Genomic DNA, 13288 nt, shown 5'->3' with positions numbered 1-13288 from the left:
ACGGATTTCCGTCAGCTATTTTTTTACCACGGGAGATATTTTTTCCACCAACCCGCCTTTTTCTTCTCTTCACTAACCTTTTCGAACTCTTCCTTATCATCAACGTGATCCATACAATACTCTGTTGGCTCTGTACCTTTTGCGAAATACATTTTCACAGAAATGGGACAATTTTTTGTAGCAATCTTACCGTTTTCAGGATTAACATCGACTGCAACAACATCTGCTGGTTGTTTGAACTCTTGTTTAGGCTGTCCATCTAATCCTTTTTCCATTGTATCGGTCCATATTTTTTTTGCGTATCCTTGTTCTGCTACGTTTGAAATGGATTTAGGTTGATCGTATCCAATCCAAACCCCTGTTACGAGCTGCGGGGTAAATCCAATCATCCAACTATCAGTTTCTGTAGAACCAGACTTTCCAGCATATGTTCTTGATAGTTTTGATAACATCGATTGACCGGTCACAGCGGCATAACTGCTTAGTTTTTTATTAAACATACCTGCCATCATTTCTTCCATCACAAAGGCTTTGCTTTTATCTAGAACTTGTTTACTTTCTAAATGAGCGTCGTATAGCATATTTCCTTCATGATCAACGATGCGCCTTATAAAGATTGGTTTTACTTCTTTCCCGCCGTTTGCAAACATGCTATAAGCATTGACCATTTCAATTGGTTTTACAGGAGATGTGCCGAGAGCAAGAGACGGAACATCTTTTAATGCGCTAGTAATACCGAATTGCTTCGCTGTTTTTGTAAGAATGTCTTCGCCTAAAAATAGATTTGTCTTCACAGCATATACGTTATCAGAAACAGCGAGTGCTTGTGCCATTGTCACAAAGTCGTCTGCATAATAGTTTTTATAATTTTTCGGTTTATATTTGGAAACACCGTCACCTAAAGTGAATACAGTGTATTCGCTTTTTAAGCGCGTAGCAGGGGTGAATCCTCGTTCTAAGGCTGCGTAATATAGGAATGGCTTAAATGTAGAGCCGGGCTGACGAGCGGCTTGTGTAGCTCTGTTAAATTGACTCGTATTATAATCAGTTCCACCAACAAGGGCAGCCACTTCACCCGTTTTTGGATTCATAGAGACGAGGGCAGTTTGGATGTTTGTTGTTTCAGGTATATGATTTTTTACAGCTTGCTCTGCTACAGATTGTAATTTAGGGTCTAGCGTTGTATAAATACGTAAGCCACCTCGCTGTAAGGCTTGCTCATCTAATCCGATATCCCGAAGAAGAGAAGCTTGTACAGCATCTTGGAAATAAGGTGCGACCTCTGCCACTTTTTTCGTATCTAATGAGGCGAAAGTTAGCGGTTCCTTTTTTGCCGAGGCAGCTTGCTGTTTTGTAATATAACCTTGTTCTACCATTTCATCTAGTATGAGAGATTGACGCCCTTTAGCACGCTCCTCTTTTAAAAAGGGAGAGTAAAAGCTAGGTCCTTTCGGAATGCCTGCGAGCATACTAGCTTCTGCTAATGTTAATTCTTTTGCAGTTTTATCGAAATACAGGCGAGAAGCAGCTTCGATTCCGTAAGCACCATGCCCGTAATAAATTGTATTTAAATATCCTTCTAAAATATGATTTTTATTATAGTTCACTTCAAGGCGAACGGTATACATTGCCTCTAATAGTTTACGCTTCCACGTTTTATCATGATCTAAGTATAGGTTACGAGCATACTGTTGTGTAATAGTACTAGCACCTTGTACTTTTGCCATTGCTTTTAAATCGGCAACAATGGCACCAACAATGCGCTTTATATCAAATCCATGATGTTTGTAGAATCGTTGATCTTCAATAGATAGTGTTGCCTCTTTTACATAAGGAGAAATTTCATCAAGAGATACATTATAGCGCTTTTGTGTTTCATTACTTTGTCCTATAACAGTGTCATCATTAGCGTAAAAGACACTCGTTTGCGGCACTGCAACAGGGGGAGGCCCCATAATTTTTGCAGCTATAATGATAATAAAAAAGGAAAAAACGAAAAAAAGAACACAAGAAAACATTACGGTGAAGAAAAGACGTTTATATTTTTTAAGTTTTGGATTCATAGTTTGATCCATCTTTTTCAGCCCCTCATTAATACAAGCATTATTGTATTAGTATTGAGGGTTTTCGTTTATTTTAAACAATGAAATTTTGAAAACAAAAAAGCCCCTTCAATTAAGAAAGGAGCTCAAAGGCACGTGCTGGCCAATCGGTAATGATGACATCTACACCATAGTCAATCATAGTTTGTAAATCTTTATATTCATTAATAGTGTAAGGACGAAAAACGTATCCTTGCCCCTGTGCTAATTGGACAAACTCTTTCGTTAATAATTGAAAGTTTGGATGTAATCCAGTCGCCTCGCGCCTTTTTGCTTCAGCAATAGGATCTGCAAGTGGTGTATCGTACAAAATCGCTCTTGGAATTTCTGGAGCAATTTCTGCTAATAATGAAACGGAATCGTGGTTAAATGATGAAAATACAATTTGATTGGATAGATGATATTCACGAACAAGAGCAACAACTTTTTCTTCAATATTTGGATAATGAAGAACATCTGTTTTTAATTCAATGTTAAGTTGTAAATTTGTTGTAGAGAGCCAAATAAATACTTCTCGTAATGTTGGGATTTTCGCCTCATGAAAAGAAGGATCTTTATGGCTACCAGCATCTAAAGCTTGTAATTCCTCTACAGTTTTCTCAGAAACAAGTCCCACGCCATTTGTTGTGCGGTCCACCGTTTCATCATGAATAACAACTAGTTCACCATCTTTTGATAGATGAACATCAAGTTCAATTCCGTGAGCACTAATGCGTTCAGCCTCTTGGAAGGCAATCATCGTATTTTCTGGGTGTGTTCCTTTTACCCCGCGATGAGCGAAAATAAGTGGTTTATTCATGTGGAAATCTCCTTATCATCTCTTTTCTTTTATTATGAAACTGCTTTGAGAAAAATACAATTCATATGACAAACATTTACAAAAGTATAACAGTTGCACAAAAGTTAACGTTAACGTAAAATGTAATAATCGATGAAGGGAGGAATACACATGTATAAAATCGATGAAGTAACAAAGCAAGTTGGTTTAACAAAGCGTACACTTCGTTATTATGAGGAAATTGGTTTAATTCATCCCCCAGAACGCAGTGAAGGGAATATTCGCCTGTATACAGACGAGGACATTGCGAGAATTAAAAGGATTGTGGAAGCGAAAGAAGTACTAGGAATTACGCTTCAAGAAATGCAACATTTCTTATCGTTAAAAGAAAGAATGGAACAAAGAAGAAATAGTGAGAATCCGCGTGACCGTGAAGTGATTCAAGAAATTAAAGAGATGCTTGAAAAACAAGTGCAAACGTTAGACGAAAAAATGGAGCAAATGCAGCGTGTTAAGGCAGAGCTAGAGGATAGTTTAAGCCGTGCAGTTACATTTTTAGAGAATACAAAAGGAGAGTAATCAAAATGGAGAGCAAACAAAAATTAGGGAGATTGATTACAGTGGTGGCTACCTTCCTTGCCTTTTCAGGTATAGGAGTAGTCGACCCAATTTTACCAAGTATTGCTGAACAAATTGGTGCTTCGCATTGGCAAGTCGAGATGTTATTTACAGCTTATATTTTAACGATGGCAATTATGATGTTACCAGCTGGAATATTTGCATCAAGATTTGGTGATAAACGAATGATGACGATCGGTCTTGCGATTGTAACTGTATTTGCATTTATATGTGGTATATCGCAAACGATTGCTCAATTATCTCTTTTCCGCGCGGGGTGGGGATTAGGAAATGCGATGTTCTTCGCAACGGCGATGACATTATTAATTGCATTAAGTAAAGAAGTTCATGAAGCAGTAGGATTATATGAAGCAGCTATCGGTTTAGGGATGGCAGGTGGCCCATTGTTAGGCGGTATATTAGGTGGACATTCTTGGCGTTACCCATTTTTTGCGACGAGTATTTTAATTTCTTTAGCATTTATTTTAGTTTTCTTTTTTGTAAAAGAGCCGGAGCGAAAAGTGAAGCGTAAAGCGGCAGGCGTAGGAGAATTACTTAACCTGGTGAAGTATAAACCGTTTATGCAAGGTGCCATTTCCGGGATGTTATATTACTACGGATTTTTCGTCGTGTTAGCATATTCGCCACTTATTATGCATTTATCTGCTATTCAATTAGGATTTGTATTTTGCGGATGGGGATTAGCATTAGCTTACGGATCAGCAATTTTAGCGCATAAGCTAGAAGGTAAATATGAACCAAAAGCATTGTTAAAAGGTAGTTTACTCGTATTTGCGATTTTCTTAATTGCACTATTCTTCGTTAAAATTATGTGGTTACAAATCGTGTTAATCGTTCTATCAGGATTAGCATCAGGCTTAAATAACGCGTTATTTACAAGTTATGTAATGGATATTTCACCTTATGAAAGATCTGTTACATCAGGTGTTTATAACTTCGTTCGTTGGTTAGGGGGCGCGATTGCTCCAATTTTATCAGGAGTCATCGGTCATACAGTTTCACCACAAAGTCCGTTTTTAGTCGGTGGAATTGTTGTGTTAGTTGGTTGCGTAATGATCTTAATTCCGATTCGTAAACCGGTAGAAATAGAGACAAAAACCCTTTCTTAAGAAAGGGTTTTCTTTCCTATTACAGAGCAATCCCTTTTCACATATATGTTAGAACCCTCTGACTAAAATATATTTTCGGTATTTTTGTACTTTTAACTATACTTTTTGGATGTTTTGTTTTATTTTTGTTAGGGGACATTAATGATGTCCCTATTATAAATTTGCATTGAAAGGCGTGATTGTACGATGGAACTATGGTTCACTGAAAAACAAACAAAGCATTTTGGAATTACGGCGCGTATTAACCGCACATTACATACGGAGCAAACAGAATTTCAAAAACTTGATATGGTTGAAACGGAAGAGTTCGGAAACATGCTTATTTTAGATGGCATGGTTATGACAACAGAAAAGGACGAGTTCGTTTATCATGAAATGGTAGCGCACGTACCTTTATTTACACATCCAAACCCTGAAAACGTATTAGTAGTAGGTGGTGGCGATGGTGGTGTTATTCGTGAAGTATTAAAACACCCAAGCGTAAAGAAAGCAACTCTTGTTGAAATTGATGGAAAAGTAATTGAGTACTCTAAACAATACTTACCATCAATTGCAGGCGCATTAGATGATGAGCGTGTAGAAGTAAAAGTAGGAGACGGTTTCCTACACATCGCAGAAAGCGAAAATGAATATGACGTAATTATGGTAGATTCTACTGAGCCAGTAGGCCCAGCAGTAAACCTATTTACAAAAGGCTTCTACGCTGGAATTTCTAAAGCGTTAAAAGAAGATGGTATTTTCGTTGCTCAAACGGACAACCCTTGGTTTACACCAGAACTAATTACAACTGTGTTTAAAGACGTAAAAGAGATTTTCCCAATTACTCGTCTATACACAGCAAACATTCCGACGTATCCAAGTGGACTTTGGACGTTCACAATCGGATCTAAAAAACATGATCCATTAGAAGTAAGTGAAGAGCGTTTCCATGAAATCGAAACGAAATATTACACAAAAGAATTACACAATGCAGCATTCGCATTACCGAAATTTGTTGGCGATTTAATTAAGTAAGAGCGTTAAATTGAAATAAATAAAGTGTAAGTAACTCATTTAAGGTGTTTGTCTAGAAGGCTTGAACATGCTAGTTACTTACACTGCTACAAATGAAGTAGTCTTCTTGTGATAACAAGAAGGCCCAGGTAAATCGAGAAAGAGGAGCAATGCGCTCCAAATTTGAGAAATAGTGAAAGGTTGGGATACCTTAAGTTCCACATAAGGAGGAAAAGAATATGCGTTTTGATGAAGCTTATTCAGGTAAAGTATTTATTAAAAGTCATCCAAGTTTTGAAGAGTCAGAGGCAGTTATTTACGGGATGCCTATGGATTGGACAGTAAGTTTCCGTCCAGGATCTCGCTTTGGCCCTGCACGTATTCGTGAAGTATCAATCGGTCTTGAAGAATATAGTCCGTATTTAGATCGTGAACTAGAAGAGGTAAAATATTTTGATGCGGGTGATATCCCATTACCATTTGGGAATCCACAGCGCAGCATAGACATGATTGAAGAATATGTAACAAAACTATTAGATGCCGGTAAGTTTCCACTAGGTCTCGGCGGAGAGCACTTAGTGTCTTGGCCAATTTTTAAGGCAATGGCAAAAAAATATCCGGATTTAGCAATCATCCATATGGATGCTCATACTGACTTACGTGAGTCATATGAGGGAGAGCCTTTATCCCACTCTACACCAATTCGTAAAGTGTGCGATTTAATTGGTCCGGAAAACGTATATTCTTTCGGTATTCGTTCTGGAATGAAGGAAGAATTCGAATGGGCAAAAGAAGTAGGTATGAACTTATATAAATTTGACGTATTAGAACCGTTAAAGGAAGTATTACCGAAACTTGCAGGACGCCCAGTCTATGTCACAATTGACATCGACGTATTAGACCCAGCTCACGCTCCTGGAACAGGAACATTAGAAGCTGGAGGTATCACATCTAAAGAACTATTAGAGTCCATCGTAGCAATTGCAAATTCAAATATAAAAGTAGTCGGAGCAGACTTAGTAGAAGTAGCTCCAGTCTACGATCATAGTGATCAAACACCAATCGCAGCAAGCAAATTCGTGCGGGAAATGCTGCTCGGTTGGGTTAAATAAAAGCGTAGGCAGCTCGCTCAGAATCGCAGGTCATTGGAACGCTCGACCGAGAAGCGCTTTTGGCTTCGAACGAGAGTGTGAAATGGCCGGAGATTCTAGCTGCTGTAGCTGGATAAAATAAAAGCGCAAGCGGCTCGCTCAGAATGTGAGGGGGATGGAGCTTCAGACGTAGAGGCGTTTTTTGCCTCGAAGGAAGAAGCGAAGCCACCAATCATTCTAGTCGCTGTAGCTGGATAAAATAAAAGCGCAAGCGGCTCGCTCAGAATGTGAGGGGGATGGAGCTTCAGACGTAGAGGCGTTTTTTGTCTCGAAGGAAGAAGCGAAGCCACCGATCATTCTAGCCGCTGTAGCTGGATAAAGTAAAAGTGAAGCCGACTCAAAAAGTGTTTTGAGCCGGCTTCTTTTATTAATAGGTAGGTTATTATTGTCTTATTTAGTAGTTAAGTCGATATATGCGGAGTTGTGTTCAATATAATTTCACTTACCGTCATGCGACATAAAAAAGAGCTATTCTCAAACGATGAGAATAGCTCCCTTTCTTTACGCAACTTTCTCTTCCGAAGTAATTCCGCGAATTTCATCAGCAGAACGGATTGGATATTTGCGGAACACAATGGAACCGACGTATCCAACAATAGTGGTAACGATTCCACATAATACGGCAGCAATCGTTACTTTTATTACATCATTAAATCCGAACAGTACGAGAAGTCCTGGAATTGGTGATGCTGTCCCTGGTGCATTATTAACGAGCTGGAACAGCGACGTAATAATACCGGCAAGCGCACCGCCAACAAAGTTTGTCATATAGATAGGAATTGGATTTGCTGAGACAACATCGGCCTGTGTTAACGGCTCGATTGCCACGGCGATTGTATCTTTCTTTGAACAGATTTTTAGTCGTTTAAAGAAAATGAAGTTCATTGGGGCAGAAGCTGCTACGGCAAGACTACCAATTGCCATTGGTAAACCAGTTAATCCAAGCATTGCAGTTAGTGCCATAGAACTTAATGGAGATGTAGAAATAACTGTTATTAATCCACCAAGCATAATACCCATAATGATAGGACTTTCTGTAGTTGCAACTGAAATCATAGAACCGATTTTACCAAGTGTTGCGTTAACGAGTGGATCCATAAGCATGGCCATTCCGCGTGAAATTGGTGCAGCGATAAATAGGATTGCTAAAAACTCTACACCAGCTGGTAATTTCTTTTCGAGAAACTTCACGACGAAGGCACAAACGTATCCAGCGAAAAATCCTGGTAAAATACCGAATCCGCTAGTAGCGATACCGATTAAAACAGCGTATACGGGTGAGACACCGATTGCTAATGCGACTAAAATTGCCGCTGCGACACCGCTCATGCTACCAGAAGCTACTCCTACTGATTGTAAAAAGTCATTATGAAACATTTCTCCACCAATATAACGGTGAAATGCTTCAATAAGAAAACTTGCGATTGCTGCATTAGCTAAAGCGCCCATTGCTTTCATTCCGTAAGGCGCACGGTAACTGAAAAGTGTAAATAGACAAAGTACAACAAGTAATAGTGCTAAACCTTGCAAGATAGCCATTTGAAAATTGTCTCCTTTGATTTTTGTAATAAAAATTTGTATCATTCAATAATAATATAAAAGTTTGTTAAACGGAAAAATTTTTTATTGGGAAATCGCTGTAAGGTGAAAAACTCTTACAATAATGTAAGGAAAGTGTAAGGCATTTCGATAGAGTATAGTATGCCTTTTTTCGTATAATACAGGTATAGACATACGGCTAGTGAGAAAGCAGTGCAAACAGGAGGCGCATTTATGAAATTGGTAATTAAAGTTTTAGCTGTGTTCGCCATTATTTTAGGTGGAACAGCATATTATTTAAACACGAAAACAGAAGGTGTGCATGCTTTTGTAGACAACTTCTTTTCAAATAAAGAAATACAAGATTATTATGCTGTTATAGATAAAAGTGAGAAAAAAGACGATGAATATTTGTATACATTTAAAGGGTATACAGAAGATGGAAAGTTACAAGTTATTAAAAGAATGGTGAACCGTGAATTGCATACGGGTGCTTTTATAAAAATTTATGCAAAAGGTATGCAGGGAAAAGGATGGGCTGAAATCTCGAAAGAATCAATCCCGCAAAAAGCGTTGCAAAAAATAGAAAAACCATAAAAGGAGCGAATCGTTCGCTCCTTTTTTAGTGCGTTAAAATGGTGATAGCTGAACTTTCTTTATTAGAAATGATTTTTGCCCTTCCGCCAATTGGGAAAGTAAAGATTGGAGTTGTATGTCCGAAACTGGCATTCGCAATAATAGGGATATGAGCAAGTTCAGGCTTTGAAGCAATCATTTCTTGAATGTCCTCTATCATACATTCTGCTCCTTTTTGCATTCGTCCTATAAGAATGCCTTTTACATGTTCAAAGTCAGGTTGCTGCATAAGAGAATGTAAATATCGATCAAAAGTTTTTAGGGTAGATTTTCCTGTTAAACTATCCTCTTCAAGAAATAAAATTTTGCCCTGTAAGCTTGGCATATATGGTGTACCTTGCAGTAAATTAAATGTACTCATATTGCCACCAATAATATCTCCCATCGCTTCCCCTTCTTGAATTGAAACATATCCTTCATTTTTAATAAATTCTCGATTTTCTTGATCCATATACCAAGAGTCATCGCTCCAAGTTTCAGCTGGTAGTATTTCAATAGGTTCATGAGAAGTTAAGCACTTTAAAAAGTAATCGGTCGTATAATCGAGCCCTTTCTCCATTCCAAATGAAGAGAAGTGAGGACCTGAATATGTAACTAAGCCTGTTTTAGCATAAATCGCGTTACTTAAAGCGGTAATATCAGAATAACCGCAGAAAATTTTCGGATTTTCTCGAATTAAATCATAATCGAGATGTTTCAATTAACCATTAGAGTTGTATCCGCCAAGTGTCGTCAAAATAGCTTTTACATTAGGATCTCTAAATGCTTCGTGGAGGTCTTGAACTCGTGAAGAAATAGAAGAGGAAGCGAATCGATCTATCTCATCAGCATATTTTGAGAATGTAACTTGAAAGCCTATGTCGGTTAATCTTTTTATAGCAAGGTCTCTGTTTTCATTTGAGACAATACTTAAACTACAAGATGGTGAAATAACCCTTATTTCATCACCTTTTTTTAATTTTGTTGGTAGCACCAAATTCACCCCTTTAAATGAAAGAATATTTAGATTTAAAAAATATTTTAACATATGAAATAAAGTGAAGGTGAATTATTTTTTGAAAAGGAGTTTTCCTGATTTTTCAGCAGACAGACAGAGTCTTTTTTTGATATGATAGGAAAAGTGATTTATTATAAGTAGTATTTAATATCTATAACATTTGAAGGGTGTGCAAGACGTGAAGAAACAACTTGCAGGCTTGCCGGTACACGTTCATTTCGTAACAGAAATCCGTGAAGGGGCGAGGAAGGAAACCGTTGCTTTTGAAGCAAATGGTCAATACTATGTAAAAGGTCAAGGTACATATATAACATTCCAAGAGCCGAACGAACAAGGCGAAGTGAAAACAATTATTAAAATTCAAGATGAACAAGTTCTCATTATGCGTTCAGGTGCTATTTCTATGCGTCAGACGCATGTGAAAGGTGAATGGACAACTGGTACGTATACGAGTGAACTTGGTACGTTTGCATTGCAAACGAAAACTGATAACGTTCTTTTTAAATGGTCGGATGAAAAGAAAAAAGGACAACTCTTCTTAACGTACGCATTGCTTCTAAGTGAACAAGAAGCTGGCAGATATACAATTACACTTAATTTGAAGGAGGCAAAATAATGAATTCTTTAGAACAAGTAAAAGGATTGATTAAAGAAGAAATTCAAGCTGCTGTATTAAAGGCAGAACTAGCGACAGAAGAACAAATTCCAAACGTTGTATTAGAATCTCCAAAAGATAAAACAAATGGTGACTTCTCTACAAATATGGCAATGCAACTTGCACGCGTTGCGAAAAAAGCACCTCGTATGATTGCAGAAGACTTAGTTGCAAACTTCGATAAAGCAAAAGCTTCTATTGAAAAAATTGAAATCGCTGGTCCAGGTTTCATTAACTTCTACATGGATAATAGCTACTTAACAGACTTAATCCCAACAATCGTCAACGCTGGTGAAGCATACGGTGAAACGAATACTGGTAAAGGTGAAAAAGTACAAATTGAGTTCGTATCTGCGAATCCAACAGGCGATCTTCACTTAGGACATGCGCGTGGTGCGGCAGTAGGTGACACTTTATGTAACGTATTAGCAAAAGCAGGATATGATGTATCTCGTGAGTACTACATTAATGATGCTGGTAACCAAATTCATAACTTAGCTCTTTCTGTTGAAGCTCGTTACATGCAAGCTTTAGGTTTAGAGAAAGAAATGCCAGAAGACGGTTACCATGGTGCGGACATCATTGGAATCGGTAAACGCTTAGCTGAAGAGTTTGGCGATCGTTATGCAAAAGCTGATGCAGAAGAAAGCTATGAATTCTATCGTTCATACGGTTTAAAATATGAGTTAGCAAAACTTCAAAAAGATTTAGCAAGCTTCCGTGTTAACTTCGATGTGTGGTTCTCAGAAACATCATTATACAAAAACGGAAAAATTGATCAGGCTCTTGCTGTATTAAAACAGCGTGACGAAATCTTTGAAGAAGGCGGAGCAACTTGGTTCCGTTCAATGACTTACGGTGACGACAAAAACCGTGTATTAATTAAAAATGACGGTTCTTACACATACTTAACGCCAGATATCGCTTATCACCGTGATAAATTAGAGCGTGGTTTCGATAAGCTAATCAACATTTGGGGTGCTGACCACCACGGTTACATTCCTCGTATGAAAGCTGCTATTCAAGCACTAGGTTACGATAAAGAAACACTTGAAGTAGAAATCATCCAAATGGTACAACTGTACCAAAATGGTGAAAAAATGAAAATGAGTAAGCGTACAGGTAAAGCAGTTACACTTCGTGAGCTTATGGAAGAAGTAGGCGTGGACGCAATGCGATACTTCTTCGCAATGCGTAGCGGTGATTCTCATTTAGACTTCGATATGGACTTAGCTGTATCAAAATCTAATGAAAACCCAGTATACTATGCACAATATGCACATGCTCGTGTATGCAGTATCCTTCGTCAAGGTGAAGAGTTAGGATTAGCTACAGGCGGAGACGTAAATTACAAACTTGTTACTTCTGAGAAAGAAGTAGAGTTACTGAAAAAACTTGGTGAATTCCCAGCTGTAGTTGCGGATGCAGCGCAAAAACGTCTGCCACACCGCATTACAAGCTATGCATTTGAATTAGCTGCAGCATTACACAGCTTCTACAATGCAGAAAAAGTATTAAACCAAGATAACTTAGAATTAAGTAAAGCTCGTTACGAATTAATGAAAGCAGTACGCACGACACTTCAAAATGCATTAGCAATCGTAGGAGTATCTGCACCAGAAAAAATGTAATAAAGAAAAGATGTCTATTTTTGTTTAGAATTGATATACAAGTTGATATATAAACTTCTGATCAGTCTATAGACTGATCAGAAGTCAAAGAAAGAAGAGCACCGAAAAGTCGTGTGGCTTGATAAGGGGAAGTTGAAACAGAAAAAGAGATGGCAAAGCTATCTCTTTTTCTGTGCCAATTTTCTAATCTAAATACATGTGACAAATATATGTTATGGTGATGGAGTGAAAATAGTAAAATACCAATTAACTATTGATTTTTAGGAACGATTCTAGAATAATAGACTGTTGGGGGTAAGATTATCAAAAATCCATATATGTATTATTAGTTGGTGGAATGTTACTAGAAAATGGTGTGATTGTTGTAAAAAACATTGTTACAGCTATGCCAAATACTAAAAGAACAATTCATCTAACCAAGTATTTAAACAATTAGTAATTAATCTTGAAAACTTCCAACTTAGTCAAGAAACTAGGGGTGGTATGTTTAAAATAGTACATATAGTACAATTAAAGGTTTCATGATTTGATAAAAAATAATGAAAGGATATAAATTTCTCGGTTTTGATATTATCATCATATATAAGCTCATTTTAATTCTTCGACATAGCCATGGAACCCATTAGGAAAAGGTTTTTTTCTCGACACTCATTTATATACTCCAAAAATGAAAAGGCTGAATTTCGTATTTCTATACGATTTACATGAAATCAGTTGACAATCATACTCTTTTTTAGTTACCCCCAAATTCGGTCCACTGTATTCAAATTTGGAGAATATGACTTTCATCTTGCATAGGCAAACAATACTTCATCCAGAGCGTTTTTAATTATATAATGCTGGCGGTGGAACGATTCTTGTTCTACTTGTTTCGGTGTGTAGGTCGGCTGTGTAACTAAACACAAAACGTTTTAACATATGGCCAATTTCACCTCAACTTATAATGGCAGAAAATGCATCTTCAATAACATCTTTTAGAATACGAGTATCCTAGCATGTTTCACAGTCGTAACCTTCTTCGGCTGATATGCTAAATTCGATTATAGATTGTACTTCTT

The 13288-nt window shown here is 37.5% G+C and carries 10 protein-coding genes and 1 pseudogene; 7 read left to right on the top strand and 4 right to left on the bottom strand.

The genetic code is table 11. The annotated features are described in order from the left end of the window. Nucleotides 1–23: 23 nt before the first annotated feature. Together NSS74_RS23280 and NSS74_RS23275 are read right to left on the bottom strand one after the other, a co-directional pair. Entirely contained in the window at nt 24–2075 is a 2052-nt protein-coding gene (locus NSS74_RS23280; protein ID WP_002143907.1) for a transglycosylase domain-containing protein, read from the bottom strand. A 100-nt stretch (nt 2076–2175) separates the two neighbouring features. Beyond that, nucleotides 2176–2901, bottom strand: coding sequence for a glycerophosphodiester phosphodiesterase (locus NSS74_RS23275; protein WP_002034922.1), 726 nt, complete (start codon nt 2899–2901; stop codon nt 2176–2178). Between the two features lie 150 nt (nt 2902–3051). On the opposite strand from NSS74_RS23275, the gene NSS74_RS23270 reads away from it, so the two are divergent. From NSS74_RS23270 to speB, 4 genes are all read left to right on the top strand, one after another. Next, a complete protein-coding gene (locus tag NSS74_RS23270) occupies nt 3052–3459 on the top strand; it encodes a MerR family transcriptional regulator (protein WP_002016353.1) in 408 nt (135 codons plus the stop codon). A gap of 5 nt (nt 3460–3464) precedes the next feature. After that, nucleotides 3465–4628 (top strand): MFS transporter, encoded by a 1164-nt coding sequence (locus tag NSS74_RS23265; RefSeq protein WP_002143906.1) that lies wholly within the window; start codon nt 3465–3467, stop codon nt 4626–4628. Nucleotides 4629–4814: 186 nt separating this feature from the next. Next, nucleotides 4815–5642, top strand: coding sequence for a polyamine aminopropyltransferase (gene speE, locus NSS74_RS23260; protein ID WP_000424693.1), 828 nt, complete (start codon nt 4815–4817; stop codon nt 5640–5642). Between the two features lie 218 nt (nt 5643–5860). Beyond that, nucleotides 5861–6733, top strand: coding sequence for an agmatinase (speB, locus tag NSS74_RS23255; RefSeq protein ID WP_002016350.1), 873 nt, complete (start codon nt 5861–5863; stop codon nt 6731–6733). 540 nt (nt 6734–7273) lie between these two features. On the opposite strand, the gene NSS74_RS23250 is transcribed toward speB, so the two are convergent. After that, nucleotides 7274–8311 carry a PTS sugar transporter subunit IIC gene (locus tag NSS74_RS23250; protein WP_002130098.1) on the bottom strand — a complete coding sequence of 346 codons (1038 nt, stop codon included), beginning with the start codon at nt 8309–8311 and terminating at the stop codon, nt 7274–7276. A gap of 234 nt (nt 8312–8545) precedes the next feature. On the opposite strand from NSS74_RS23250, the gene NSS74_RS23245 reads away from it, so the two are divergent. After that, nucleotides 8546–8908 (top strand): YxeA family protein, encoded by a 363-nt coding sequence (locus NSS74_RS23245; protein ID WP_002130097.1) that lies wholly within the window; start codon nt 8546–8548, stop codon nt 8906–8908. A gap of 25 nt (nt 8909–8933) precedes the next feature. Here the strand turns inward: NSS74_RS23245 and NSS74_RS23240 are convergent. Next, nucleotides 8934–9920: pseudogene (locus NSS74_RS23240) on the bottom strand (S66 family peptidase). A 202-nt stretch (nt 9921–10122) separates the two neighbouring features. Here NSS74_RS23240 and NSS74_RS23235 point away from each other — a divergent pair. Together NSS74_RS23235 and argS are read left to right on the top strand one after the other, a co-directional pair. Next, a complete protein-coding gene (locus NSS74_RS23235) occupies nt 10123–10560 on the top strand; it encodes a DUF1934 domain-containing protein (protein WP_002089794.1) in 438 nt (145 codons plus the stop codon). After that, on the top strand, nt 10560–12230 hold the full coding sequence (gene argS / locus NSS74_RS23230; protein WP_012262060.1) for an arginine--tRNA ligase: 1671 nt from the start codon (nt 10560–10562) through the stop codon (nt 12228–12230). Before NSS74_RS23235 ends, argS begins: the two co-directional genes overlap by 1 nt. Nucleotides 12231–13288: the final 1058 nt, after the last annotated feature.

This window comes from Bacillus sp. FSL E2-8868 (assembly GCF_038005505.1).
Classification (GTDB): Bacteria; Bacillota; Bacilli; order Bacillales; family Bacillaceae_G; genus Bacillus_A; species Bacillus_A mycoides.
The sequence above is the reverse complement of the archived record's forward strand: the minus strand, read 5'-3'. Positions and strand labels throughout refer to the sequence as shown.